We start from the raw sequence: 26,832 nt of genomic DNA, 5'->3' as shown, positions 1-26,832 counted from the left end.
CATAACGCATGAAAATAAATTCGCCAACGAGTAAGTGATGAGCCGACAATTTTTGGATTTTGAACAACCTATCGAGGAACTGAATCAAAAAATTCAGGCACTGCGCATGGTGGGCAGTGATAATGAAGTGAATTTGAGTGAAGAAATTGCACGCCTGGAAGCAAAATGTGGGGAGTTAACCGCTAATATTTTTTCTAATCTGGAACCCTGGCAGGTGGCACAAATGGCAAGGCATCCCTTGCGTCCGCAGACTACCGATTATATTGAGAATATTTTTACTGATTTTCAAGAATTGCACGGGGACAGGCATTATTCTTCTGCACCGGCTATTATTGGTGGTCTGGCTCGCCTGAATGGTGAGGCGGTCATGGTTTTAGGTCATCAAAAAGGTAAACGGACTAAAGAAAAAGTCTATCGTAACTTTGGTATGGCACGCCCCGAAGAATATCGTAAAGCATTGCGATTAATGAAAATGGCCGAAAAATTCAGGTTGCCTGTTTTTACATTCATTGATACAGCAGGCGCCTATCCCGGCATTGGCGCAGAAGAACGTAATCAATCAGAAGCCATTGCCAGAAATTTACTTGAAATGGCCAAGCTTAGAACACAAGTGATTTGTACGGTAACCGGAGAGGCAGGCTCTGGTGGTGCATTGGCCATAGGCGTAGGAGACAGAGTGCTTATGTTGCAATATAGCATTTACTCAGTTATTTCCCCCGAAGGTTGTGCCTCCATTCTCTGGAAAGACGCTGCCAAAGCAAGCGAAGCAGCTCGTGCCATGGGAATCACCGCTCATAAAATTCTTGAAGCAGGGCTTATAGATAATGTCATCGCTGAACCTTTAGGAGGAGCTCATCGTGATATTACCGACATGACTTCTCGTTTGAAGGATTGTCTGATTAATGAATTGCGTGTGTTGAAAAGTTTACCCATGGAAGAGCTACTTAATCAACGTTATGAGAAATTTATGGCGATGGGAGCTTGTGATTAAATCATTGTTGGACCCGGATTGGGTAAAGCAATTAGCTCAATGCACCAGAATTTTTGTTGGTTTTAGCGGTGGGCTTGACTCAACTGTGTTGCTTCATAATTTAGCTGAGCAATCTGAGTTGCGTAAAAAGCTGGTGGCTGTGCATGTTAATCATGGACTAAGTATGCATGCTTTATTATGGGAAGAGCATTGCCAGCGATTTTGTAATGCATCAGGGCTTCCTTTAAGGATTAAAAAGGTCGAAGTTGACCGTCAGGCTAATATAGAAGAGAAAGCCAGGCAAGCTCGATATAAGATTTTTGCCTCGCTAATTAAGGCGGGTGACTGTTTAATCCTGGGGCATCATCAGGATGATCAGGCTGAAACGTTACTTTTACAACTTTTTCGCGGTGCGGGTGTGGGAGGCTTAAGTGCTATGGCTACTGCGAAAGAATTTATGGAGGGTCAATTATTAAGACCTTTATTGCAACACTCTCGTCAAACATTAGAAAATTATGCCAATTGGTATCAGTTACAATGGATAGACGATGAAAGTAATGAAGACATCCGTTTTTCCCGTAATTATTTAAGACATCAGATCATTCCTTTACTCCAGTCACGTTGGCCTGAAGTAGTCACTTGTTTAGCACGAAGCGCTAATCATTGTCAGCAGGCTGAAGCCAATCTGGACGATCTGGCAAAAATTGACTGTCCAGAATTAAGCTATAAAACGATGACTTTGTCACTGACTCCTTTACTTTCGTTAAGTAAGGCACGAATTGACAATGTGCTGCGTGTCTGGCTTAAGCGTCATCAGCTGAGATTACCTGATACAGTGACTTTTAATCGTCTTATTACAGAGGTTATTGATGCACGAGGAGATGCGAATCCGCAGGTCAGTTGGGATAATGTCTGTATAAGACGTTATCAACAAACGCTTTATCTTTTAAAGAATAATCAGGCAATATTGCCTGTTTCCTTGCCTTGGTCTTTTTTTCCAGAACCGCTATACCTGGAAGGGATCGGTGATTTACATGCAAAACTGACTAATAAAGGGTTGCATTGTCCGGAGCACAGTCTCCTGGAAATTCGATTTCGACAGGGCGGCGAATTATTTTCCTGGCATGGACAAACCAAACGATTAAAAAAATTATTTCAGGAATGGAGTATTCCTCCCTGGCTTCGCGACCGTATTCCATTGCTTTATATCAATTCTCAGTTGGCTTGTGTAGTGGGCTATGCAGTAAGTGATTTGTTTTATCGGGAGCATTGTGAAAAAGTTTATCAAATTCGTTTTAATTGTTAATAGGAATAAAAATTTAAAAAACAAGACTTCCAACTCATATTATCTGTATTTATTGTCTATCCTAAAGGATTATCCGCTGAACATTATTTGCAAATTATTGTGATAGAGCTACCTGGTGCTGTGTTTATCACTTTTTAAATTTAGGAATAAGATCCTGACTATTTAAAGAGGTATATTCAGAAACACTGGCTTCTTCTAATCTAACAATGGATAATCCTAATGCCCCGATTTCATCGGAAATCAGGACGTCATACTTTTCTTCACCGGTATCTAATGTGCCAAGAGGCTGTTCCTGGTATGTAGTAAGTAACTCATCACCCTTGTTAAAATTTACTACTACGTCGTAACCTGGAACACAATGATAATGAGAAATATTTTCTTTTGAGACAATCCGACTCTCGCTAAAAGCCCTTAATAATCTTCCCATATTTTGATATCCAACAAGATCTTTAATACCTCTTACATTAAAACTGGCGGCACCACCAAATCCCCTAACTGTTAAATTGAGATCCTTAAGCATCAAATCCAATTTTTTATAATCGTATTCTATAAATCCATTGTCGAGTTCAATAATGCATTCTTGAACTATTTTCTCTAATTTATGCCTATTCTTGCGTTCGGGATGAAAATAAGAAGAGTCAGGATTAATTTCTGTTTTTCTTATCCAGTTAATGGCATCATTACCCGTTAATTGAGCGTAATTATTATTCCAATCTTCAGCACTAACATGTCTATTTTTTTCTTTCCAGGGATTGAATGCATTCGATAAACTGCCTCCTATTAACGTGATACGCAATTCTGGATCACTTTCAAAATCCTTTTTAATTAAATTGAGGATGCAATCGGGGTCATTTTTTTTATAAAAATGAAAAAATGCATAGCCATTTTTACCTGAAATAAATCCGCATACACAGTCCCAAACACCGTGTGAGAAAAAACCTTTTATATTCTCAGAGTGCTTGTTTTTTGGTATAAATAAATAATTCTCCATCGGAACATTGAGTAATAAATTTCTGTTGCTCTGGTTTTCATTATTTTTTTCATTAAAAAATAACATCTTAAGCTCATTTGTACTATTGTAATTAACTGGTCCTCCTATTATAGACCAACTACTCAAGGATTGAGCTTTTGTGCGTTATCTTAATCTAATGCCATGCCTCACTTTAATACCTATTCCTATTTAGAAAAATATAGAACATTTTGGTAAAAAATATTTCTTTATATAAAAGCATTCGCAGTTAATTTTATCTTTGTAGTATTTTAGTATCTTTAGATTTAACATGCGCTATAAATTCATGATAGATTAGTAAAATCACCAAATTCACAAGGATTGCGGTAAGTGTGCATTTTTAGTTTTCGCATCAGCAGGGTAATTGGACTATTATGCCTGACCGCTTTTTTAACTGCCTGCCCTATGGTAGGGCCGGACTTTCACCCGTCTCCCTCACCAAAGGTGAAACGATACACTGAATCACCTCTTCCTGCCAAAACAGCTCAAGTGCAAGGCGCTGGAGGAGAAGCACAGACTTTTCTCAAGGGGAAAGACCTTCCGCTTATGTGGTGGGAACTGTTCCATTCGCAAGCGATTAATCAATTAATCCAGGTGGGATTAGCACACAGTCCCGATTTGGCAGCAGCGAGAGCGGCTTTGCGAGAGGCACAGGAGAATTTGAATGTCCAAATTGGTAATTCGCTATGGCCTGCTTTTGATCTCAACGGTTTTGCTCAAAGACAACGATATTCTGTACAACAAATAGGATTTGGAGACGAGGCATTTACATTTAATTTATTTAATACGTCATTTAATGTTTCTTATACACTGGATACCTGGGGTGGTGCCAGACGACAAATCGAATCCCTGAGAGCTCAAGTCGATTACCAGCAATTTGAAGTCATTGCCGCTTATCTTACTTTAACCTCCAATATAGTCACTACAGCAGTGACCGTTGCTTCTTATGAGGCTCAGATTGAAGCAACAATTGATTTAATTAAGGCTGAGCAAAATATATTGACCATTTTACAGCACCAGTATCGCCTGGGAGGAATTCCCAGCACGAATGTCCTGACTCAGAAAACACTGGTTGAACAGTCCAAAGCTACCTTGCCTGCTTTACAGAAAAGTCTGGCGCAATCAAAACATGCTTTGGCTGCATTAGTAGGGACTTTCCCCGATAGACCCTTACCTGTTGTTAAACTGAATAGTTTGAAATTACCTGCTAATATTCCATTGAGCTTACCCTCAAAACTTGTACGCCAACGGCCTGATGTACGTGCCGCCGAAGCGCTTGTCCATGCAGCTTGTGCTCAAATAGGTGTTGCCACAGCGAATTTACTCCCGCAAATTACAATTACGGGCTATTATGGTTGGATTAACAATTCCTTATCCAATCTGTTTACCCATCAGAATTCTATATGGAGTATTATGAGTTCGTTTACCCAGCCGATTTTGCATGGTGGCGCTTTACGCGCACAGCGGCGAGCTAATATTGCAGCTTATCAACAGGCTGGTGCTCAATACCGACAAGCTGTTTTGCAGGCTTTTCAAAATGTAGCCGATGCTTTGCGGGCGTTAGAAACGGATGCAAGGGCGCTAAAAGCTCAACGCCTTGCTGAAGAGGCGGCCCGACGCTCTCTTCAACTGAATGTTGATCAATATCGCTTGGGTGGTGCAAGCTATATTAATCTGTTAAATGCGCAGCAACAGTATCAACAAGCCCGAATTAATCGCATCCAGGCTCAGGCGGCCCGTTATATCGATACAGCAGGACTTTTTCAGGCTTTGGGAGGCGGATGGTGGCATAAACCCTGGTGTGTGCAGCAATGTGCAGGATAGGAGGCTGGTCAGCAATAGGGTAAGTACGAGGCTGGCTGTTATTACTTATTTTGTCTTTTAAGAGAGAGACTTTTCTTGAAAAAACAAATGATTATCATGTTAATTGGTGTTGTAATTCTCTTCGGCCTGGTTTTTGGTTGGAAAGCTTTTAAAGCCATTATGACCAAAAAATATCTGGCTTCATTAACAGAACCTGTAGTGACTGTTTCTACCATGAAAGTTGAAGCATCCCTTTGGCAGCCGAAACTAAATGCTGTGGGGAGTTTGCGCGCCCGAGTAGGGGTGAACGTGACAACAGAATTGGCCGGTATGGTTCAAACTATTTATTTTACCCCTGGGACAAAAGCCGAAAAAGGGGAGGTTTTGGTGCAATTAAATGCAGGTACAGAATTAGGCCAATTGCATTCTTTGCAAGCTCAGGTTGAACTTGCAAAAATCACCTACCAGCGTGATAAAGCGCAATATGCAGTGCATGCGGTGAGTAAACAAACTGTGGATGCCGATGAATGGAACCTTAAAAATCTCCAGGCTCGGGTTGAAGAGCAAGCGGCAACGGTAGAAAAAAAGACTATTCGTGCCCCTTTTTCCGGGCAATTAGGTATTAACAATGTAAACCCGGGTCAGTACCTCAATGTAGGTGATACAGTAACTACTTTGCAAGCACTGGACCCTATTTATGCAGACTTTTTTCTACCTCAGCAAACGTTGGCACAACTTGAAACAGGACAGATCGCTTCAATAAGAATCGATACGTTTCCCAACCGAATTTTTCGTGGAAAAATTACGACAATTCAACCGGCAGTAGACAACAGCACACGCAACGTTGAGGTGGAAGCCACTTTATCCAATCCTCATTTTTTACTAAAGCCAGGCATGTTTGCACGCGTTGAGATCGATACTGGAAAGCCCCAGACTTATTTAACGCTGCCTCAATCAGCAATTAGCTTTAATCCCTACGGTGATATTGCTTATGTCGTCAAAGACAGTGGTAAAAAAGACAATCAAAATCAACCTGTTCTTGTAGCTAATCAGGTTTTTGTTACGGTGGGAGAAACACGAGGTGACCAGATAGCTATTTTGAAAGGTTTAAATCTTGGGGATACCGTTGTGACAAGCGGCCAACTCAAGCTTAAAAATGGTAGTCCTGTCAGGATAAATAATGAAATACAACCGAGTAATGATCCTGCACCGAAAGTAATTGAAAAATAATAGCGAATAGGTTGCTAAAGGCACCAGACATTAAGGAGTGACATGCCGTTTACGGATATTTTTATTAGACGCCCGGTACTTGCTACCGTAATTAGTTTATTAATTTTAGCCATGGGTTTGCGTTCAATGGGTTCTTTACCGGTAATGCAATATCCCTTCACTGAAAACGCAATTGTTACTGTAACAACAACCTATGTGGGTGCCGATCCGGATGTTATTGCCGGTTTTATTACCACGCCTCTGGAAAATTCCATTGCTCAGGCCAATGGTATTGATTATATGACCTCCACAAGCACACCCAGCACCAGTACAATCACCGTTTACTTACGTCTTAATTACGATCCTCTGAAAGCGTTATCGGATATTACTACCAAGGTTAACGCTGTTCTTAATCAGTTACCTAAAAATTCACAGCAACCTGTTATTACTGTCTCAGTCAGCCAAACGATTGATTCGATGTATATTGGTTTTTACAGCGATGAATTACCTATTAATAAGATTACAGACTATTTGATTCGCGTGGTTCAACCTAAATTACAAGCAGTTAATGGAGTACAGAATGCTCAAATATTGGGTAATCAAACCTTTGCTCTTCGTGCCTGGCTTGATCCGGTTAAATTGGCAGGATATGGTCTTTCTGCGGCAGATATAGGAGCTGCACTTGCCAATAATGATTTTATTTCCGCAGTAGGGCGTACTGACGGTCAAATGTTTATCCAGAATCTTACCGCCAGTACCGATCTAAAGAATGTGGAACAATTCAAGAACATGGTACTGAAAGCGCAAAATGGGGCTATTGTTCGATTAAAGGATGTCGCTGATGTACAATTAGGTGCGCAAAACTATAATTCTCTTGTCAGTTTTGATGGTCGTACGGCCGTGTACATCGGAATTCTTGTCGCTCCTTCAGCGAATCTTTTAACGGTAATCAGCGATATAAAAAAAATATTCCCTGGTATTCAGGCTCAATTGCCTCAAGGCTTGAAAGCTAATATTGTTTATGATGCCAGTTTGTTTGTCACGTCTTCAATTAATGAAGTTATTCATTCCCTATTGGAGGCTTTTTTGATTGTAACAGGCGTTATTTTTCTTTTTCTTGGTTCTGTTCGTTCGGTGATTATTCCTCTTATCGCCATTCCTTTATCGATCATTGGTTCTTTTTTTATCATGACGATACTGGGATATTCTATTAATTTATTAACGTTGCTGGCTTTGGTATTAGGAATTGGATTAGTCGTTGATGATGCAATTATTGTTGTAGAAAATGTGCAACGCCATATTGAAGAAGGACAGACCCGATTTAAAGCCGCATTGTTGGGTGCAAGGGAGTTATCAGGCCCTATTATTGCAATAACCGTTGTATTAATTGCGGTTTATGTGCCTATTGGTTTTATGGGAGGATTAACAGGCGCTTTATTTACAGAGTTTGCTTTTACTCTGGCTGGTGCTGTGACTGTTTCTGCGGTAATCGCTTTAACACTTTCACCCATGATGTGTTCAAAATTTTTAAAAACGGGTGCTGATAATACTAAAAACCGTTTTATGAAGTATATCGACGAGGTTTTTAAAAAGTTAGAACGAGGCTATGAACGGATGTTAGCCAAAGGATTAAACTATTTACCGGTTATTGCAGTTTTCGCAACTCTTATTTTATTAAGCAATTATTTTCTGTTTGTTACTTCAGATTCTGAGTTAGCGCCTCAGGAGGATATGGGGATTGTCATTGCACAAGTTACTGCGCCTGCCAATGCGTCCCTGGAACAGACTCGTCTTTATTCTAATCAGGTCAACAAACTTTTTCAAAAATTTGACGAGACAGACCATATTTTTCAGGTTGATGGCAATGGTGGTCTGAATAAGTCAATAATAGGTATGGTTTTTAAACCATGGGATGTACGCAAGCGTACTACTAATCAATTGCAACCTCTTTTGCAGAAGGATCTTGATAAAATAGCCGGCGCTAAAATAGCCGCTTTTCAGTTACCTTCCTTGCCCGGCGGCGGAAGTGGGCTACCTATTCAATTCGTAATCACTACCACGGAGACTTTTGAAAACTTAAACGAGGTATTGCAAAATATATTAACAAAGGCCCGGGCCAGTGGCATTTTTGCTTATATTGATCCTGATCTTAAAATTGATCAACTCCAAACCAAAGTTGTCATCGATAGAGATAAAGTAGCGGAATTTGGTTTGACTATGCAGGATATTGGTAATCTTTTTGGGGCATCACTGAGTGAAAACTATATTAATTATTTTGATTATGCCGGTCGTTCCTACCAGGTGATCCCGCAAATGAAAAGGGAATTTCGCCTGAATACGGATCAGTTATTGAATTATTATATTACAACAGCCAATGGGTCTTCGATTCCTCTTTCAACAGTCGCTAAACTTGAAAGGCAGATTGTGCCTGAATCATTGAATCATTTTCAGCAACTTAATTCAGTAACCATTTCTGCGGTTGCTTTTCCTGGCGTTTCCATGCAAAAGGCACTATCAACGCTTGCTGATATTGCCAAAGAAGTCATGCCTCAAGGTTATTACATTGATTACGGGGCACAATCACGTCAGTTTATTCAGGAAGGTTCCAGTCTGATCATTACCTTTTTCTTTGCGCTGATTATTATTTTCTTATCCCTTGCGGCTTTATTTGAAAGTTTTCGAGATCCGCTTATTGTTTTAATTAGTGTGCCTATGTCAATTTTTGGTGCAATGATATTTGTGAGTCTTGGTATTGGTCATGCAACGCTTAATATCTACAGTGAAGTAGGATTAGTCACGTTAATTGGATTGATCAGTAAACACGGTATTTTAATTGTTCAGTTCGCCAACGAATTACAACTAAATGGTAAAACGAAACGAGAAGCAATTCAAATGGCAGCAGCTATTCGTTTACGTCCTATTTTAATGACAACGGCAGCGATGGTTTTAGGTGTTATCCCACTTATTCTGGCTACAGGCGCAGGTGCTGAAAGTCGTTATAACATTGGGCTTGTGATCGCAACCGGTATCTCAATTGGCACCCTGTTTACTCTCTTTGTCGTTCCAGCAATGTATATGCTTCTTGCTGAAGATCATACTCGAAAAGCGATGGCCACGAATAAAGAGAATGAAGAGTTACAACCTTGAATGCTATTCATCAAGGAAGGTACACGTTTCTCCAAATGTTGGATCAAATATAAAGCCGTAAGTTCCGGGTTTTGTCTCGTAATGGTTTCCACTCCAGGCCAAACTAAACTGATCCACCCCTAAAAGATGGCTTTGTTCACAATTTTTGTTACTACATTGGCTTAGTGTCCAGGTCAATAAGCTGCCGGGTAGCGTGCCATCTTGTTCTATGTCATCTTTCTCAAGATAGACAACATCTTGACTGCGTAGACAAAGAATCATGGTCAGGTTTCTTGGCTGCATTGTTATCCTAACCCATTTAGGAGGACTATTAGTCATATTATAAACACAATGAATAGCTTCTCTTGGACAGCGTTCTTTTCCCGCTAGCGTTTGAGTAGAGTAGCAACAAAATAGCAGGGTAATCACAAAAGTGATCAGGGTGGCTTTTTTCATACAATTCCTTTAAATAATAGAATTCACATCGTATCTCTGGATTGATATCCGTTAGTAATTATTTTATTTCATTGGGGCTGCAAGTCTGGTTAAGGTATAAATTAACTGGTCAAGACTATAGTTCCTTCAACATTCCGGATGATTAACCGCTAAACCACCTAACGAGGTTTCTTTGTAAATACTTTGCATATCTTCACCGGTCTTTTTCATGGTTTTGATGACCTTATCCAAAGAAATCTGGTGCTGACCATCACCAATAAGGGCCATACGTGACGCATTAACCGCTTTAACAGCACCCATGGCATTACGTTCTATACAAGGAATTTGCACAAGACCCATTACGGGATCACAAGTCATGCCCAAGTGATGCTCCATGGCAATTTCAGCCGCATTTTCAATCTGCGCGATGCTTCCCCCCAAAACAGCGGTTAGCCCTGCTGCCGCCATGGAGGAAGCAACGCCTACCTCTCCCTGACAGCCTACTTCGGCGCCAGAAATGGATGCCCCTTCTTTATAGAGAATGCCAATGGCAGCAGAAGTAAGGAAATAGGTGTAAATATCTTCATCACTTAAACGATCATGCGCTTCCTGACAATATTTAAGCACCGCTGGAATGATACCGGCGGCGCCATTGGTTGGTGCCGTAACAATACGTCCTCCCGCTGCATTTTCTTCGTTGACAGCCATGGCATACAGATTAAGTCGGTTCATAATATCGGATTGCTCAAAGATACTAGGTATTCCTTTATGTTCGATTAGTTTTTTGTACAAATCAGGAGCACGCCGTTTAACTTGCAAGCCGCCAGGCAGAATACCAGAATGCTTGCAACCATTTTCAATGCATTCATTCATTACTTTGGCAATAATCAGAATATTTTCATGAATAGTTTTAGTGTCACGCCAGGTACGTTCATTGGCCATCATTAATTCGGCTATAGTGAGATGATTGTCATGACATAATTTCAATAATTGCCGGGCAGTAGCAAAAGGATAAGGAGGCTTTTCCAGCGAAGTAGATGGTTGGTCAAATTCTTCCTCAGTGGTAATAAAACCACCACCTATTGAATAATAAATCTGGCTTGTTAATACCGTATTGGCATCATTATAGGCTGTAAAACGCAGACCATTCGTGTGTTTTGGCAAAAGTTCTTTTTGAAAAAATAAAAAATCATTTTTTTCATCAAAAGAAATACTTTTTTTTCCTCCCAGACAAAGTACCCGGTTGGCAATAATTTCCTGCATACGCGGGATCATACTTGCTGGATCGACTGTTTCAGGCGCTTTTCCTTCCAGGCCATTAAGAATGGCTTTATCCGTTCCATGACCCTTGCCGGTTAATGCTAATGAGCCATAAAGCTCGATTTTTATCCGGGTAGTTTTATTAAAACATTCTCGTTGTTCCAGTAAATTCAGAAAGGCATTCGCAGCGAGCATTGGCCCCACTGTATGAGAACTTGAAGGCCCAATACCGATTGAAAATAAATCAAATACACTAATACTCATGACAAGGCTCAAACTAGTGCAAATAATGGCAAGTTTAGAAGGAAAATACGGTATAAACAACTACCCGTAGAATAAAAATGAATGATTCAGCAAATTTCTTTTAACTCGCTTTACTGGAAATTTCATTTGATTTTAGGCAGAATGATGGTGCATTTTTGCAAGATTATTCTGACGAAAGACAAATAAAGGGGATTGTTTATGAAGATGAGACTAGTCGCTGCAGCTGTCATGAGTTTGGCAATGTCAACGACAATTGCTGCAACTGATGCTGCTACAGTAGCACCCTCTGCAACATCATTGAATAGCGACATGGATAAGCTGTCTTATAGTATTGGCGCTGATTTGGGAAAAAATTTCAAAAAGCAAGGCATTGATATAAGCCCTGCCGCAATGGCAAAAGGCTTGCAGGATGGCATGAACGGTAGCCAGTTGTTGTTAACTGAAGATCAGATGAAAGACGTTCTCAATAAGTTTCAAAAAGATTTGATGATGAAACGTACTGCTGAATTCAATAAAAAATCTGAAGAAAATAAAACCAAAGGAGAAGCCTTTTTAAATGCCAATAAGACTAAAGAGGGGGTGGTTAGTCTGCCAAGTGGCTTACAATACAAAATTATTGAAAAAGGAGAAGGTGCAAAACCGGCGAAAGAGGATACAGTGACCGTAGAATATACTGGTCGATTAATAGACGGACAGGTTTTTGATAGTACAGATAAAACAGGCAAGCCAGCTACTTTTAAAGTATCGCAGGTTATACCAGGCTGGACTGAGGCTTTACAATTAATGCCCGCAGGTTCTACCTGGGAAGTGTATGTTCCTTCGGCACTTGCTTATGGTCCTCGTAGCGTAGGCGGCCCTATCGGACCTAACGAAACATTAATCTTTAAAATTCATTTAATTTCTGTCAAAAAATCTGATGCGTAATAAACATTTATTTCATCCTGGTATCCTCATGATACCAGGAGTGTTTCTGTTCCTATGTTTTGTTTGTAGAAAAATAAGCAGTCGAAGTGAATGATTGTTTGTCAAAGCCTTTAGTAAATATAATTTAACCGGGTTTAAACATGAGCAAGCGCCTGCTGATTGTTTTTTTATTGGGTTTTTCTTCAGGACTTCCGTTAGCATTAACAGGCAGTACGCTACAAGCATGGTTTGCCGAGACTGGTATGTCTGTATTAGCGACAGGTATGCTAAGTTTGGCCGGCATGCCCTATCTTTATCGTATCATTTGGGGGCCAATACTTGATCGTTATTCTCTTTTTTCTTTAGGGAAACGGCGTAGCTGGATTTTTTTAATGCAGTTTGCTTTGTTAATTGGTTTTAATGCAATGGCTTGGTTATCGCCTGAAACATCGCCTCAATGGATGGGAATTCTCGCTTTTGCTTTGGCCTGTTTTTCGGCCACTCAAGATGTAGCTATTGATGCGCACCGTATTGAATATTTACCAGTTCGACAACATGGATTAGGCGCTTCTTTAGCTGTTTTGGGCTATCGTTTGGCTCTCCTGATTGGTGGTGGTTTTGCCTTGATCATGGCAAAACATTTTGGTTGGCCTTATACTTATCGTCTGATGGGAATGTTAATGTTGATTGGCATGACCGCTACTCTCTGGAGCCGTGAACCTTCAAACTATCTCACAAATGACATGAGCTTTGCAGGGATGTTTCTTACTTCTTTTAGAGAGCTTTTTACTCGGCGAGGCATTATTCCTTTATTACTTTTTATTTTATTTTACAAGCTGGGAGAGGCTTTTACCACCACAACGAGTGGGATTGTGATGCCATTTTTAATTCAAGGAGTTGGCTTTTCGTTAGATACTATTGGTTATGTGAATAAAGTAATGGGTATTAGCTCGATTATTTTAGGTGGTTTAGCCGCTGGTTTTTTACTTATTCATTGGTCGTTGTTTCGAGCCTTGCTTGTTTTTGGCCTTTTACAGGCATTGACTAATAGTTTATTTGTTGCTTTAGCACTTACTGGTAAAAATCTCTTTTTATTTGCTACAGCAGTCGTTTGCGATAACTTTGCAGCAGGCATGGGATCAACGGCCTTAGTCGCTTTTTTTATGCGTTTGGTAAAACAACCTTATACTGCAACCCAGTTTTCTCTACTGGTTGCTTTGTCTGCTTTACCTCGTATTTTTTCCGGCCCCGTGGCGGCCATGTTGCAGATGTGGTTTGGATGGGTTGGTTTGTATCAAATTGCTTTTGTACTTGCTTTAGGATTTATCCCATTTCTTTTTATGATACGTGAACATACTGATATGGATGCCGAACAAACGCTTGACGGGAAGGAAACCATTTTATGCAGAAAGGCTACCAGTTAGAATTTTTTATCGAACAGAATGAGAATCATGGAAAGCAACCACTTTATGCGTGGCTTATAGACATTGCTCGCGATCACGGTATTAGCGGTGCTACGGCATTTACGGGCGCGCTTGGTTTTGGCCTTCATCGTCAGTTACACAGCGCTCATTTTTTTGAATTGTTAGATCAGCCCGTTGCGATTGTGATGCTTGTCACTGAACAGGAGGCAGAGAAGTTATTGGCTTTTTTAGCTCAGAAAAAGGTAGAGTTATTCTATGTTAAAATACCCGCAGAATTTGGTCGGTTGATTAATTAACTCACTTATTAAAAGCATTAAAACGCAGGTGTTTTATTTTGACTCAACAAGGATTCTGGTTGAGACAGGAGCTCCTTAAACTCATTAGCTCTTACTTCATAAAGACGCTGGAAGGTTTCCATATCATCTTTATTTTGAAAACGACCTATAACCCTTACCAAACATGGACATTTACAGCATGATAAAGATAAACCTATGTGCCATTAAGCGTTCACGGGATATGCAAATTTTCTCTGCCAGACTTTGTTCCATGACTCGTCTTTCCTGCCTGTGCGCGGGAAAGACATTGACGTTATATACTTCTTAATTACATACTCCGTGAACACTCACCAGGAATTTGACTTCCTTCTCCCTTGAGGAAGAAGGGTTGGGGATGAGGGTGCCTATGCGAGAAAGAGACAGCTTGAAGCTGTGGCACAAATTTCTTCTTAAGTTGACGACATTACGTGAATACTTACGATGTATGTTTCATCCACCCTCCAGTTACTGCTAACGGGTTTCTTCCATTTTCCACAGAACCTGCCTCTCTACTTTATCATATACTTGGGCCTTGCATATCGATTGAACCGGAAAAATCTTGATTGACTTGATTTTGTTCTAAGAATTCTGACAGTTTTTTTGAAACTTTGCTCGTTCCTTTAGTGTTCTTAATAAAAGCTTTTATTTCCTCAACATCTTTTGATTTATGCAATTGCTCAATTGTATCAATATCTTTACGCTCGTTTGACTTCCATATTAAACATCGTTCAAAGTGATTTTGTTTTTTTAGCGGACGAAGAAAATCATTTACACTCGTTAAAAAGTTCTGTTTATTATTTTTTAAAGTTTCTGTTTTTTCTGAAGCAGCTTTTTCTTTGTGCTTCTCTTTAGCAATGGATTCTAAATGACACGTATGCTCTTTAAATATCTGATTATTTTTTATATTTTGATAATCATTTTTGAAATCTAACAATCCTTTAGATAAAGTGGCACGACAATCATATAAAGTAACAAACTGGTCAAGATCCATTGTTTGCTTTGAATAACCATCCCCTTGTTGATTTTTTGTAGTATATAACAATGAGGAGCTGAGTTCATAACCAGCGCTAAGCAAAAAACAAACCATATCAGGATCATCGTTAAGTAATGCCCACTGCATACTGTTAAATTGATACATAGGAGGAAATTGATTATTCATAGAAGTCTTATAGACTTCTATGAATTTATGCCGAATGCTAGCTCCAGCAGCATATAACTTTCTAGCCGCATCTAGATTTTTATATTTACATGCAAAATAAAAAGCGATGTCATGCCCACAATCATTCGTAGAATTTGCTTTTACTGTTTCTATTATACTTAAAACTGCCATCCAAGATTGACGAGAGGCAGCTGCAACTAAAGCATTATAATAGTCATACTCTTCGTATCCGATACGGAAATCCCTACTAAAGCTGTATTCACGTTTTTCTCTTAGACTCGCATTAGCCTCCATCAAAAATCTTACAGTGTCAGGTTGATTATTAATACTTGCTTCATAAAGTGCTTTATCATATCCAAAACTATCTTTTTCGTCTCAAAGGTAAGAACTGGTATCGCTACCGCCAATTTTATTCAGAGCATGGAGAAATCAGGGTGCAGCATTAATAAAATACTAAACTGCCGTCATTCCATGCGAGGGCATGCGTATTATCATTGTTCTAATCTGTCTTAAGCCGGGTATTTTTATGGTCTTACTGAACATGTTGGAACATTAGCATAGGATGTTCTTCTACCATTTTTGCCGCAGCAGCATAATTAGCTCTTTCTACATGATAGAGGAGCTTATGGGCACTTGATAACTCATGAAATAGCCTCAAGGTTGTTTTAGAGGCACGGCGAAGATTAGCAAAACTGTTCTTGTCAATTTTAGATGCAATCTCTGATGCAAGCCATTCTGGAAGTTGTTCTAAAGGAGATAAAATATTATCTCTGGTGTTATGTTTGACTTTAAATAAGCCCATCAAATTCTTCATTGTATTTATCTTCCTATGATGTCTTTGCCAATGTAAGTACGTAATACTTCGGGAATGACTACACTGCCGTCTTTTTGCTGGTAGTTTTCGAGGATTGCCATTAATGTTCGGCTTAAAGCGATAGCGGTACCATTTAAAGTATACGGGTACACTCTTTTGTTCTCTTTATCGCGATATCGGATATTCAATCGACGTGATTGGAAATCGGTGCAATTCGAAGCAGAGGTTACTTCACCATATTTTTCATCCGAGTCTCTACCGGGCATCCATGCTTCAATGTCATATTTTTTAAAAGCTGCTGCCCCTAAATCGCCAGCACATATACGAACAACTCGATAGGGTAATTGAAGTTTTTGATAGATTGTTTCTTCTATTTTTAAAATCTCTTCCAAAGCAGCTTCACCATCTTCTGGCCTGGTAATTTGGAAAAGTTCAATTTTGGAAAATTGATGTACACGGTATAAGCCTTTACTTTCCCTGCCGCCTGCGCCAGCTTCTCTACGAAAGCAATGACTCTCAGCTACATATTTCAGTGGTAATTTATTTTCATCAACGATCTCGTCCGCATGCATTCCACCAACAGTAATTTCAGCGGTTGCGATGAGGCTCAGATCCAGATCTTCCAAATTATAAATATTAGACTCTTCGCCTCTCGGAGAAAAACCGGTTCCAGTCAGGATAGACTTTTTCGCCAAATCAGGAGTAATAAGAGTGGTGTAGCCAAACTCAGCGGCAATTTTCATCGCAAATAACTTTAACGCTAATTCGAGCAGCACAGCTTCGTTTTTTAGAAAGTAAAATTTTGCACCAGTGACTTTGGTACCGCTGTCAAAATCGATTAAATCAAGTGCTTTTCCTATTTCGATATGATCTTTGGGTACAAAATCAAACTCGCGAGGAACCAAATGGGTTCTCAACACTACGTTTTCTGCGTCACTTTCACCAGGAGGGGTATCATCGGCCAGAAGATTAGGTATATTAAGCATTGCTTCGTTATAGAGTTCATCAATTTTTCGCAGCTCCTCTTCGAGCATGGCAATTTTATGATTTAAGGTACGTCCTTTATTAATAAGCTCCTGTTTTTCCTCTCCGTGTGACTGAGGTATTATTTTTGCAATTTGATTGGATTCAGCTCGTTGGTTTTCTACATTCAACATCAGTGACTTGCGTGTAGTATAAAGGTTTAATAACGTATCTAAATCAGCATTAACTCCTCTTTTGCGGATACTGTCTCTGATACTTTCTGTATTTTCTGTTATTAATTTTATATCTAACATATTGAGCCTTTAATCTGGAGTTAATACAAACGATAGTCAATTTACTATATTCAGTTTTATCATTCTATAATTTTCTAACGATCGTTCAATGTGAAATATAGAGAAATTAAAATAATGTTCAGGGAGCCGCCTCTCGCTATGAAAATAACGAACAATTAAGGGCGATGTAAAGGCTAATTTGTGGTAGTGTTTGAGATCCATCAAGAGTCCTTAAAAGACCCTTAATGGTACCGAGGGTGGGACTCGAACCCACACGGTGTCACCACCACCGGATTTTGAATCCGGCGCGTCTACCAATTCCGCCACCCCGGCACAGGTGGCCATTATAACAAAGAAATTTTAGTGTACAATGGTATAATGTAAAAAATATTCATCAAGTAAGTAGGATCAAATTAATAATGAAAGGAAGATGGATACTTTTTTTCCTGATTGCTTCAATGGCGCAAGCTGCCACGGTGAAATGCCCCGATCCCAATACCAGCTCTCTTCAATGGGGCAAAGTTCCTGAGCCATGGTTTGCTGATCCCTATTCATTGAATCGTCCACAAGGAGAGGTAGGGACTCAATTCGTTCGAGCCAATATATTAGTTGCCGGATTAGGTCGCGGTGCCGTATGTACCTATAAAAATTCTGTAGGTTTTTATTCCATCTGGTGGCCGGGACGAATCAAAATCCCCGCGCGGGAAGATGCTAACTGGATTGATACGTATGGTGGTTTTGTGTGTACAAAATATGCGGAGTGTCTGTTCAGTGTTGCAGATCAGGATTCCATTTGAGTTGCTTTAATTATTAAAAAATTCGCAAAATTTTAATTCTTCTACTAGGATAAAATAGTGCAACGCAACAAAAATGGAGAAAAAATCATGAATCAGGATTATTTAAAGAATTGGAGTGCAATAACAAATGAAATGCAAAAACCATTTCAAGCATTATTGGATTTGCAAGTAAGAACCTTTAAAAATTTAAGTTATCTTCGATTTGATGAGTTATCTCAAATGCATCGACCTGAAGAATTTTTAGGAAAACAAGTTAGTTTGGCAATGGAAAATAGTCATCGTGTGCTGGATTGTATGCAGCAATCTTTCGAGCTTATGGAGCGTGCGTTCTTGACTTTGTCAAACGAAATGAGAGAACAGGGCACACACGTGGAAAGAAATTTGTTTAAGAATAGAATGATGCCAGAAGTTATGTCTTCTTTACGCTCTTCTGTAAGCAAGAAAAATCCCTTGAAGGCAAAAAGTAAAGCAGCTGGAGCAATAAAAAAAGCAGCACAAGCCGCTTCACCAAGTAAAGCCTCATCCACCAAATCCAGGGCAGCCGCAAAAGCTGGTAGTAAATCGGTTGCTTCGGTACGCAAGGCAAGCAGCTCTGTTCGCAGTGCAGCCGCCAAAAAAGCAGCTCCTGCGCGCAAAACAGGAGTTACCAGCCATAAAGCGAGTACTTCTGCCCGTGCTGGTTCCACTCGTAAAGCAAGTGCGTCCAGCCGGAAGGCAAGTAGCTCATCAGCACGTAAAATAAATATGCCTGCTCATAAACCAGCCTCATCTTCTGAGCATAAGATGAGTATGTCTCATCATAAAATGAGCATGCCTGAACACAAAATAATTGATAGCAAGATCAATATGCCGGAATCTAAAACAAATATGGCAGAACGAAAAGTGGGTATGCACGACCATAAAATGCCTACGCCAGCACATCATGCTGCTCACGTGGAAAATAAAAATAAAAATTGATTAAGTGCGTAATTTTAATAGTAAGGGTATGAAAATGCCCTTACTATTTTTCGTTTCTTTAACGATAGTGCTTCCTTTTTAAATCACGAGTCTCACACAAGAACAACAATGTTTTTCTGATCATTAACTTAATGCGTTTTTAACCACCGATTATTTCATAAATGCTTTCATTAATAACGTATAAAGCTTGTTGATAAAGAGGTTCTAATAAATAAAGTTGTCGGACTCGCGATTACATCGCGAATCCATTGTTATGGTGATGACCAGGAACTGAAGTGGTTTGGCCAGTCGCCATAGTTCTCTTAAAGAATTGTGAGTAATTGCCACCACCTGACGCAAGACGGTATTGTTTATGTCGCTCATTGATTGCACGGATTGATAGCATATTGTGTATTGTAGCGGTCGTTTTAGGCTCATTTGAATGGGGGCCGTGAACCTTAATAAATGAATCAATAATAGTTTCTATTTCCTGGCTGCTCTCTTCTACAGAGGCTATGGTCTGTTCCAATTTTTCCGCTAATTGTTCATTTTCAATATTCAGTGCCCTTATTTCGTTATTGGCTTCAGTAGTGTCTGTTTTAGCCTGCTTGTATTTTTTAGCAAGGGTCTCGTAGTTTGTTTTTGCCTGGTTTAACTGCTCGACAAGACCAGCATTTTGAGAAAGGATATGGTCGTATTTTTTTTTAATTGTTCGTTCAGCTTCTTCGGCACTCATCTCGCCGGCATCAGCCTGTATTCTCAGTTTTTCATTTTCGAGTGTAAGCTCCCGGCTTTGTTGAGTTAATTCAGTAATTAACTGGAGCAAATATTCGATTTCAGCTTTTAGTTTGTTAATTAATGTTCTGAATAGAGCATTATCCTCTTGATGAAGTGCCTTCGGTGAAAATTCTTTGAGTATGTCTTGTAAACTTAAAGTCAATGCGCGTAAAGGCGTTAGAAAACTCCAAAATCCTGGCATTGCTTTCAGTTCTTCTCGAATGGATTTCCAGAGTTCAAAACCCACCATTTCCTCAATGGGTTGCACTAATTGACTGAGCAACTGATGAATAGAGCGTTTTTCTTTTTCATCTGTATCGTATAATTTACTGACGTTTTCTGTTTCGGTGAGGTCATCGATGATTTTTGTATCGGTAATAAATTGACAGGTTTTTTCTTCAAAATCCAACAAATAAGCGAAAGAGTCTCCATGAAGTTTAATGACAATGAGATGTCTTGATGATGTATTACGATAATTAACAGGATGATGTTCCTGTAGGTAATTGCTAATTTGAAGACCGACTGCATTTTTAAATTCTTTTAACGTGTTTGTCATAATGACTCCTTTTAACAAAATTAGATCAAGGCTGGCTACTAGGGGCTACGATGGTTTCTGAAATGATTCCAGGCAAGTTATCTTTCGGCGTAAAAAAAGCGGCAAGCCTGGCTTTTCTTGTTTCTCGACCTTGTTTTGAACGTGCAATGCTTTCTTGAATATCGTTAGAAAGTATGTCGTGTTGAGTGAGCAGGGCATTAAGTTGTTCCCGTCGTATGTTTTCTTCCTGTTGAGATTGCACAAGACAAGCATGCACATCGATAGCGGGCTGACCTTTGAGGATCAGGTCACGCTCCCCTTCGGCGTTAAACAAAAGATGGCGGATTGATTCCCATTCCGGTTGTATGGATATCACGGCATGGATGGTTTTTTCCAAGCGAATCAATGAAGCATTGTCTTTTTGTACCGTATCTTGAGTCTGTCCTTCAATAAAATTTTGATAACACAACACAAAAGCAGTTAATCGATTGTGAATTGTTATCATTTCTAGTGATTGACTTAAGTGTGTATGTGAAAAAAAAGACAGGACGCGACTGACTTGATGCAAATAACGCAGCGCCTTATCATACGATAAATCAGCATCAAGAGCGGATTGCGTGGTCATTAATGAGGGCAAGTTCTCTAAAAGAGTGCTCACATGCAAAGCAATTCGTTCCACTTCAACAGTCTTTGCCCACGTTTCCAATTGAATAGAGTCTTGGGTAGCCAATTCCTTTTCAAGTAAGGCAAATTTATCCGTTGAAAGGAAGACGGCGGGTTTGGTGGATAAATGAAAAAGAACCGATTCGATAGAAGGGGCTTTATTCTGTGTATCATAAAGATCCCACTGAGTTATTATCGCTTGTTTTAGCGCCTGAAACTCCTGTTGTTCTCTGGAGTTAACCCACTTCGTGTCATTTTTCAGTCTTGTTTCCAGCGCGCTCAATTGCAGGCGCATAGTTTGCTTAAACGTGCTGACGGACTCGTTAGTTGCCTCAGCAAACGCATAATTTAATGGCAAGGGCATTTTGAGCATACGTTTTAGCTGAGTTAATTGTTTGCTTGTTACCGAATATTGTTCATGCTGAACCATCATTTGCCATTTATCGAGGAATGTGTTGGTCTTCTTAAAGAGAAACGCAAACCAGGTTCGTTTTCGTTGTTGCGTGGTCTGTAATTCAGTGTCCAGGTTTTTTTGTAAGTCAACGAGCGTTTGCCACTCGTTTTGCATACTTTCCCAAGTGGTTTTGGGTGGTTTAAAGGGAGTATACAGCATGGCAAGTTTGATGAGTAAATCCGTTTTATTCTGGAAGAACTGATAACGTAATTGAGCGCCTGAAAAGAGAGCGCTCATAAAACGAGATTTGGGAATATAATGACTTAATGCGTTCGGAATTAAAAAAATACGATGGCCTTGTTGCCTCACTTCAAGCGCGCTAGGGTAATCCTTCGCTAATTCAAGCAACTTGGCCAAGGCGTGTTGAAGGGGTGCAGAACCCTCACGTTGGATATAAGCAATGGCTTTGGCAAACGGGAAAGGCGGTTCTGAATGAACAAGTAATTCATTGGTTGTCATACCCTTAACTGGATTGATGCCTTGAGTATGCAGTGTCGTTAGCAAGTAAAATGTTGGATTATAATGGGTAACGCTTTTATTACTAAAGGCTATTTTAAGACGATAGTAGAGTGCTTCAGCGATTGCCTCCTTTTCTTGTTTTATCGTCTCTGTAAACTGACATAAATAATCCAGGTAAGACTTAAGTGCTTCATCCTTTCTATACTGTTTTTTAGCTGCCTCTTGTTGGGCGTATTTAAGGAGTAATTGGAACTCTTGTAACTGTGCTTCACTCTCAAAAAGAGCGTCTACCGTAAAATGAGAATGACTGGCTTGACGACTCCATTCTCTTTCGAGCTTCCTAATGAGGTCCTGACTACCCGAGTGATCCAATTGCAGTTTGCGCCAGAAGTCTTTATTACGATATCTTTCATTGAACTTTAAATAATTGATTTGCCGCACTTCATGCTTTTTGGTCTTTAATACTTGTTTGGAGGACGTATTATTGTCTTGTTCCGTTAAAAGCCGTTCAGCGATTTGGCGCTGGCTATTGTATTCGGTACTTGAAAGTTCGTTGATATGACCGCCCAATTCAGCATGGACATTGTAAACTTTCACGCCTTTATTCAGGGCATTTTGAATTTGTTGCAGGAAACTACGAGCAGGAATGTTAAACACTTTAAACATCATATCCTTGATTCCTTGTTACGGGTTAACGTGTAAGACAGGTTGTTACAACATGAAATACAACGGTAATGAGAGTATCTTGATGCCAGTCACTGGCAATCATTTGAGCGCAAATCATAGCGTAGTTGAATCGCTTTTTTAACCCAAAAAGCGTTAATGTTTGTAACAATTTCGAATGTTTTTTTGTCCAAAATAATTCATTACTTTAACGTTTATTGGCGTTTTTAGCGGTTGCTGAAGCATTTGGCTCATAACAGAGCAAATTTACTTGCACCATGGATTGCATCAATCAGAATACGGCAATATATTCGTTCATTGTCTAATATTACATAAGTTTTTTGCAAAAAAAGAAGCAGCTCGATAGCTTTGGTGCGGCAAGAGACTTTACAAGGATTATCAAGGATTTAAACGTACTATACACAAGGTTATCCACACATTCTGGGGATAAGTCTCTTTAGGAGTAATAGAAGAAAAGCCTCTTAAAATAAGGATCATTGCCTCAACAAAGGGCATTTTTATGAATTGTCAGATTGGTTAATTTATGAAACTATCCACAGGAAGAAAAGCTGAATAAAACATTGGAACTTTGTCATTCTATAGAAAAAAAAGGGAAAGAGATAGACTTGACTTTCATGTTAAATCCCTGAATACCTTAAAATCAGGTATTCAGGGATCTATTATTATTTAGAGCTATCTGTCTGACAGCTGGCAGGAGTGGTTTTATCGAGTGGAGGATAACTGCCACTTTTGGGATGAAATCCCATATATCCTGGTGTCGTTTTAGAAACCCAGGAAGGTTTGGTTTTAATTAACAGTTCGGTGCTGCTTTGTTTGATTACATCGGTAAATACACCAGAAATATTAACTTTATCCAAATCTATACCAATTGAGCTAAAGTCTAAAATAAAGGGCGCTTTATCCACATAAATGTTATATCCCATCCAGTAACTACTTGCACCATTTTGTCTTTCAACAGTACAGGTTTCTACCGTATTTGTGGGTGGCACAACGTGAATATAAGCATTCTTTATAATACTATTTACTGGTACATAAATTTTGTTAGATAAATTTCTTACCGGCTCAATGACATTATTTGCATCAGGAACGCCAATTTTTACAGAGAAGTTATTATCCGGGTTGATGACTTGAGCAAGAGTATAGGCAATGTTTTCTGCTTTAGACGATTCTGCGTCAAGTACCAAAGGTACTGAAGGAAGAAAATAATCTTTTCCCGCACTATCAACTAATCTTAATTGGATTTTATCCTCGGATTTTAACGTTTCTGCAACCGTTGCGTTGCCTACTAATTGCCAGGGAGAACTTATCGCAGGGGCGTGGGTAAATGTCACACTGGTTTGTGAGCGGACATTATTTTGCGTCACCGTCAAGTAAATCGTTACCGGTTGACTGGCTTGTATATTCTGGAGCGATAGATGTGCTGTAGCAGTATTGGCATTAGTTAATTGATAAGGTGTGAGATCATCAGCATCTACAGACCAGGTATAGGTTAAATTTGAACCTGTCGATTGAGTTCCATCCAAATCAATTTCCTGAGCTCCTGTTATTTGGGTGGGAATAGACTTGATTATAGCTTTAACCTCAGTTGATGGTGGTGGCGTATCAGAAAAAACAACATCCATACACGAATGAAATCGCTCGTAGGTCCATGAGTTCCTACCCCATTCCGCATAGATCACTGCTCTGGTAGCACGTTCGGGTACGTTGCAAAGCGTGATAAATTTATTATTTACCTTGTCAGGTATGACATTAGGGTTTGCATCCGGACTTTGATCATTGTATTTAAGTTTACAAAAAGGAGTGGATTCGAAATCATTCCAGGTTAGTTCCTTATTGGGATCAAATTGAAAATCAGGTTTTGTGATCCAATAAACAAATTCTTCTGTGTCACCAAAATGATTTCCCCAGGAAATATTCCAGATAAATTGCTCAGGACCTGCTTTTATAGGTACAGTGGGCCAATCCATTGCTTTGTCCCAAGGTGTTTTTCCTCCATGCCAGGTTTCAGAGTTAAATCCGCAAACATTGACAGGCAATTGGTCGATGGGTTTATCAGAACGCCCCGTGGTATGAGTAAGAACAGCCATAAAATTATAAATGCTGTTGTCTATGGACCCATCACTTAAAGTCATTACAGGACGGCATTTTTCATGAGTCATTTTATCACTATAAATTTCATGAGGTTTGGTTTCTACACCGCAAAACTGCTCTCGAGAAGCCGGTTTTTCGATAACGCCATGCGCCCATATCGTTGTGCAAAATATTGGCAGTATAAACAGGCTTATTAATTGATTAGAAAGTTTTTTCATTGATTAAATCCCTATATTTAGTAGTTGGAAATTACTTCTCCTCAGAGACAATAGTTAAGTGTTGAAAAAAAATTAAATCATTTTTTAACGCACAGGTAAAGTCTGAATGTTTGCTGCCCGTTATTCAAGGCAATGTTATACCTAAGTCTCTGTAGCTTCTGCCATTATCATGTTCGATGTTAACTCTTCATGAACTTTACTATCGATAATTACCCGTTGAGAGAAGTGGAGAATGACTATACTCAGTGGAAGAATAACAACTATATCAAACGGAAATTGTAAAAGCCGGGTCCCTCCAAACGAACCTAAATAAGATAACAACAACATGGAAGCCATGTAAAAGCCAAACCAGTATAAACTACGGCTACACGAGGTAACACTGCGTTTTTGATAGATGAGATTAATGATAAAACCAATGGCTAACGCCAAATCAAGTTTCCATAAAATATCAAAACCACACCAGTAAAGCATTAAATTACAAGCATAAAAAGCAGCATGACAAAAAAAGAGGCTGGCTGAGAGTTTAAAGGGCCTCTCGTGATCAGGCTGTAGTTTCCGCATGGCTAACAGGCAAATAGGTCCGATACCATAAGATAAAATACTGCAAGAGGAAAGAAAAGCGACCATTTTCTGCCAACCGGGGAAAGGCAAGAAGGATAAAACACCGACTAAAAAATTAGCATATAGTGATATGTACGGGATTCTGTGGCGATTTAATTTTGTAAATAAACGCGGTAAATGATTGTTTAAAGCCATGCCATACAAAATACGGGAGGTAGCCGCAGTAAAAATAAGCGTACTGCCAAAGGGTGAAAATGCGGCATCAAACATTAATAACATAGCCACCACCCCCAGACCTAGTAGTAACGTTAAACCCACCAGCGGGCCGCTATCACCAGGAAAACTTAAATGTTGCCACCCCTGATTTAAATAAGATTGTGGAATAGCTGCCAAAAAACTGAGTTGCAGCATGAAATACAAAATAAAGCCGATCAGAACGGCACCCAGAATGGCGATAGGGATATTACGTTGAGGATTTTGCACTTCGCCAGCGAGCATTAAACCATTTTGAAATCCCGTAAAAGCAAAGGCTATGCCGCCTGTTGAAAGGGCCGTAAATATTTCGAACCAGGCTCTTTTGCTAGTCAAGTTTAATTGAATATTATCCATTGATGGTGCAACGTATAACAAAGAAACAATAGCAAGACCTGGAACAAAAAATTTGATAATACTGGCAATTTTATTACATTCAGCCAGTATCTTGACGCCATAAGAATTAATAAAAACAACAAAAAGCATAATACCAATGGCAATGAGATATCCTGGTCCTGATAGCGCAAACGTTGTGGTATCTTTAACAAGTAAAGAGGGGAAAAAATGTCCTGTATATTGCAAAATGGCTTGAATTTCAATGGGCGTCATAACCACATAAGAGAGCCAGGATGTCCAGGCAAACAAAAACCCCACATCCTTACCGTGGGTGAAGCTGGGATAATTAGTCATTCCACCTGAAATAGGAAACATTGTACCCAATTCGCAAAGCGGTAAAGCAATAAACAACATAAAAATGGCTGCGATAACCCAACTGATTAAGGCATTGCTACCCGCCATTTGTGCACTGATAAAAGGACTAAATAACCAGCCAGAGCCAATCATTCCTCCAGCAGCAGCAATTAATACATTGGTGCGTGAGATGTCACGTTTCAGCATATCCGTTCCTTTTGAATGGCAATTGTCCCTGCAAGTTTATGATTATATACACGAAGTGACGTATTTGGCGAAGAAAATATGTTGTCTGATATTAAACCGTGATCTGATTTGTTGGTTGTAAAAGGAATGCAAGTATTATAATTTCTGATCTAACACTAAGTTTTTCCAGTCATAGTTGAATAAAACGATGAAATTATATTATTTACGCGGGGCATTAGGAGATAAGGAGTTATTAACGAGGCATGAGGAAGCGATC

20 protein-coding genes, 1 tRNA gene and 1 pseudogene are annotated in these 26,832 nt (G+C 39.5%); 11 read left to right on the top strand and 11 right to left on the bottom strand.

Features of this window, described 5'->3' with window-relative positions; all coding sequences use genetic code 11:
* Positions 1-37: 37 nt before the first annotated feature.
* Both T345_RS0100105 and tilS read left to right on the top strand, forming a co-directional pair.
* Entirely contained in the window at positions 38-991 is a 954-nt protein-coding gene (locus tag T345_RS0100105) for an acetyl-CoA carboxylase carboxyltransferase subunit alpha (protein WP_028387532.1), read from the top strand.
* Positions 984-2,276, top strand: a complete 1,293-nt coding sequence (gene tilS, locus T345_RS0100100; protein WP_028387531.1) for a tRNA lysidine(34) synthetase TilS — start codon at positions 984-986, stop codon at positions 2,274-2,276. The genes T345_RS0100105 and tilS overlap by 8 nt, the downstream gene beginning before the upstream one ends.
* 127 nt (positions 2,277-2,403) lie before the next feature.
* Here tilS and T345_RS0100095 read toward each other — a convergent pair whose 3' ends face one another.
* Positions 2,404-3,333: a hypothetical protein gene (locus tag T345_RS0100095; RefSeq protein ID WP_028387530.1), complete on the bottom strand. Its 930-nt coding sequence runs from the start codon at positions 3,331-3,333 to the stop codon at positions 2,404-2,406.
* Positions 3,334-3,615: 282 nt separating this feature from the next.
* On the opposite strand from T345_RS0100095, the gene T345_RS0100090 reads away from it, so the two are divergent.
* From T345_RS0100090 to T345_RS0100080, 3 genes are all read left to right on the top strand, one after another.
* Positions 3,616-5,109, top strand: a complete 1,494-nt coding sequence (locus T345_RS0100090) for an efflux transporter outer membrane subunit (protein WP_242604570.1) — start codon at positions 3,616-3,618, stop codon at positions 5,107-5,109.
* An 87-nt stretch (positions 5,110-5,196) separates the two neighbouring features.
* Positions 5,197-6,318, top strand: a complete 1,122-nt coding sequence (locus T345_RS0100085; protein ID WP_035917838.1) for an efflux RND transporter periplasmic adaptor subunit — start codon at positions 5,197-5,199, stop codon at positions 6,316-6,318.
* Between the two features lie 42 nt (positions 6,319-6,360).
* Positions 6,361-9,444: an efflux RND transporter permease subunit gene (locus T345_RS0100080; protein ID WP_028387527.1), complete on the top strand. Its 3,084-nt coding sequence runs from the start codon at positions 6,361-6,363 to the stop codon at positions 9,442-9,444.
* 3 nt (positions 9,445-9,447) lie between these two features.
* On the opposite strand, the gene T345_RS0100075 is transcribed toward T345_RS0100080, so the two are convergent.
* Together T345_RS0100075 and T345_RS0100070 are read right to left on the bottom strand one after the other, a co-directional pair.
* Positions 9,448-9,879, bottom strand: a complete 432-nt coding sequence (locus tag T345_RS0100075) for a hypothetical protein (RefSeq protein WP_028387526.1) — start codon at positions 9,877-9,879, stop codon at positions 9,448-9,450.
* 126 nt (positions 9,880-10,005) lie between these two features.
* Positions 10,006-11,382 (bottom strand): L-serine ammonia-lyase, encoded by a 1,377-nt coding sequence (locus T345_RS0100070; protein ID WP_028387525.1) that lies wholly within the window; start codon positions 11,380-11,382, stop codon positions 10,006-10,008.
* Between the two features lie 198 nt (positions 11,383-11,580).
* Here T345_RS0100070 and bamJ point away from each other — a divergent pair, with 198 nt between their 5' ends.
* The 3 genes from bamJ (at position 11,581) to T345_RS0100055 (ending at position 14,005) form a co-directional block, all read left to right on the top strand.
* On the top strand, positions 11,581-12,306 hold the full coding sequence (bamJ, locus tag T345_RS0100065) for a BamJ family beta-barrel-assembly machinery protein (RefSeq protein WP_028387524.1): 726 nt from the start codon (positions 11,581-11,583) through the stop codon (positions 12,304-12,306).
* Positions 12,307-12,446: 140 nt separating this feature from the next.
* Positions 12,447-13,709, top strand: a complete 1,263-nt coding sequence (locus T345_RS0100060) for an AmpG family muropeptide MFS transporter (RefSeq protein ID WP_028387523.1) — start codon at positions 12,447-12,449, stop codon at positions 13,707-13,709.
* The gene (locus T345_RS0100055) at positions 13,688-14,005 is read left to right on the top strand and encodes a DUF190 domain-containing protein (protein ID WP_028387522.1); all 318 of its coding nucleotides are present in this window, start codon (positions 13,688-13,690) and stop codon (positions 14,003-14,005) included. Before T345_RS0100060 ends, T345_RS0100055 begins: the two co-directional genes overlap by 22 nt.
* A 535-nt stretch (positions 14,006-14,540) precedes the next feature.
* Here the strand turns inward: T345_RS0100055 and T345_RS0100050 are convergent.
* Entirely contained in the window at positions 14,541-15,476 is a 936-nt protein-coding gene (locus tag T345_RS0100050) for a hypothetical protein (protein ID WP_028387521.1), read from the bottom strand.
* Between the two features lie 59 nt (positions 15,477-15,535).
* On the opposite strand from T345_RS0100050, the pseudogene T345_RS15530 reads away from it, so the two are divergent.
* Positions 15,536-15,692: pseudogene (locus T345_RS15530) on the top strand (IS91 family transposase); the annotation flags it as partial.
* A 22-nt stretch (positions 15,693-15,714) separates the two neighbouring features.
* Here T345_RS15530 and T345_RS0100045 read toward each other — a convergent pair.
* The 3 genes from T345_RS0100045 to T345_RS0100035 form a co-directional block, all read right to left on the bottom strand.
* Entirely contained in the window at positions 15,715-15,996 is a 282-nt protein-coding gene (locus tag T345_RS0100045) for a hypothetical protein (RefSeq protein WP_131777724.1), read from the bottom strand.
* A 5-nt stretch (positions 15,997-16,001) separates the two neighbouring features.
* On the bottom strand, positions 16,002-17,273 hold the full coding sequence (serS, locus tag T345_RS0100040) for a serine--tRNA ligase (protein WP_028387519.1): 1,272 nt from the start codon (positions 17,271-17,273) through the stop codon (positions 16,002-16,004).
* A 225-nt stretch (positions 17,274-17,498) separates the two neighbouring features.
* Positions 17,499-17,585: transfer RNA gene (locus T345_RS0100035), tRNA-Leu, on the bottom strand.
* Between the two features lie 125 nt (positions 17,586-17,710).
* Between T345_RS0100035 and T345_RS0100030 the strand changes: the two genes are divergently transcribed.
* Together T345_RS0100030 and T345_RS14425 are read left to right on the top strand one after the other, a co-directional pair.
* The gene (locus T345_RS0100030; RefSeq protein ID WP_423202088.1) at positions 17,711-18,049 is read left to right on the top strand and encodes a DUF3757 domain-containing protein; all 339 of its coding nucleotides are present in this window, start codon (positions 17,711-17,713) and stop codon (positions 18,047-18,049) included.
* A gap of 57 nt (positions 18,050-18,106) precedes the next feature.
* The gene (locus tag T345_RS14425; RefSeq protein ID WP_051555060.1) at positions 18,107-19,006 is read left to right on the top strand and encodes a hypothetical protein; all 900 of its coding nucleotides are present in this window, start codon (positions 18,107-18,109) and stop codon (positions 19,004-19,006) included.
* 232 nt (positions 19,007-19,238) lie between these two features.
* On the opposite strand, the gene T345_RS13120 is transcribed toward T345_RS14425, so the two are convergent.
* The 4 genes from T345_RS13120 to T345_RS0100005 all read right to left on the bottom strand — a co-directional run bounded on the left by T345_RS13120 (position 19,239) and on the right by T345_RS0100005 (position 26,576).
* Positions 19,239-20,318 (bottom strand): hypothetical protein, encoded by a 1,080-nt coding sequence (locus T345_RS13120; protein ID WP_035917835.1) that lies wholly within the window; start codon positions 20,316-20,318, stop codon positions 19,239-19,241.
* A gap of 25 nt (positions 20,319-20,343) precedes the next feature.
* A complete protein-coding gene (locus tag T345_RS0100015; RefSeq protein ID WP_028387517.1) occupies positions 20,344-22,542 on the bottom strand; it encodes a hypothetical protein in 2,199 nt (732 codons plus the stop codon).
* A gap of 677 nt (positions 22,543-23,219) precedes the next feature.
* Positions 23,220-24,866 (bottom strand): lytic polysaccharide monooxygenase, encoded by a 1,647-nt coding sequence (locus T345_RS14685; protein WP_084273695.1) that lies wholly within the window; start codon positions 24,864-24,866, stop codon positions 23,220-23,222.
* Positions 24,867-25,007: 141 nt separating this feature from the next.
* Positions 25,008-26,576 (bottom strand): APC family permease, encoded by a 1,569-nt coding sequence (locus T345_RS0100005; RefSeq protein WP_028387516.1) that lies wholly within the window; start codon positions 26,574-26,576, stop codon positions 25,008-25,010.
* Positions 26,577-26,832: the final 256 nt, after the last annotated feature.

Source organism: Legionella fairfieldensis ATCC 49588, assembly GCF_000621525.1.
Lineage (GTDB): Bacteria > Pseudomonadota > Gammaproteobacteria > Legionellales > Legionellaceae > Tatlockia > Tatlockia fairfieldensis.
This window is presented reverse-complemented; position numbering and strand designations above follow the sequence as displayed.

Coding starts and splice junctions, on each gene's coding strand:
- T345_RS0100105 (WP_028387532.1), top strand. CDS start 38: ATGAGCCGACAATTTTTGGATTTTGAACAACCTATCGAGGAACTGAAT.
- T345_RS0100095 (WP_028387530.1), bottom strand. CDS start 3,333: ATGTTATTTTTTAATGAAAAAAATAATGAAAACCAGAGCAACAGAAAT.
- T345_RS0100085 (WP_035917838.1), top strand. CDS start 5,197: ATGATTATCATGTTAATTGGTGTTGTAATTCTCTTCGGCCTGGTTTTT.
- T345_RS0100080 (WP_028387527.1), top strand. CDS start 6,361: ATGCCGTTTACGGATATTTTTATTAGACGCCCGGTACTTGCTACCGTA.
- T345_RS0100075 (WP_028387526.1), bottom strand. CDS start 9,879: ATGAAAAAAGCCACCCTGATCACTTTTGTGATTACCCTGCTATTTTGT.
- T345_RS0100070 (WP_028387525.1), bottom strand. CDS start 11,382: ATGAGTATTAGTGTATTTGATTTATTTTCAATCGGTATTGGGCCTTCA.
- bamJ (WP_028387524.1), top strand. CDS start 11,581: ATGAAGATGAGACTAGTCGCTGCAGCTGTCATGAGTTTGGCAATGTCA.
- T345_RS0100060 (WP_028387523.1), top strand. CDS start 12,447: ATGAGCAAGCGCCTGCTGATTGTTTTTTTATTGGGTTTTTCTTCAGGA.
- T345_RS0100055 (WP_028387522.1), top strand. CDS start 13,688: ATGCAGAAAGGCTACCAGTTAGAATTTTTTATCGAACAGAATGAGAAT.
- T345_RS0100050 (WP_028387521.1), bottom strand. CDS start 15,476: ATGGAGGCTAATGCGAGTCTAAGAGAAAAACGTGAATACAGCTTTAGT.
- T345_RS0100045 (WP_131777724.1), bottom strand. CDS start 15,996: ATGAAGAATTTGATGGGCTTATTTAAAGTCAAACATAACACCAGAGAT.
- serS (WP_028387519.1), bottom strand. CDS start 17,273: ATGTTAGATATAAAATTAATAACAGAAAATACAGAAAGTATCAGAGAC.
- T345_RS0100030 (WP_423202088.1), top strand. CDS start 17,711: ATGGCGCAAGCTGCCACGGTGAAATGCCCCGATCCCAATACCAGCTCT.
- T345_RS13120 (WP_035917835.1), bottom strand. CDS start 20,318: ATGACAAACACGTTAAAAGAATTTAAAAATGCAGTCGGTCTTCAAATT.
- T345_RS0100015 (WP_028387517.1), bottom strand. CDS start 22,542: ATGATGTTTAAAGTGTTTAACATTCCTGCTCGTAGTTTCCTGCAACAA.
- T345_RS14685 (WP_084273695.1), bottom strand. CDS start 24,866: ATGAAAAAACTTTCTAATCAATTAATAAGCCTGTTTATACTGCCAATA.
- T345_RS0100005 (WP_028387516.1), bottom strand. CDS start 26,576: ATGCTGAAACGTGACATCTCACGCACCAATGTATTAATTGCTGCTGCT.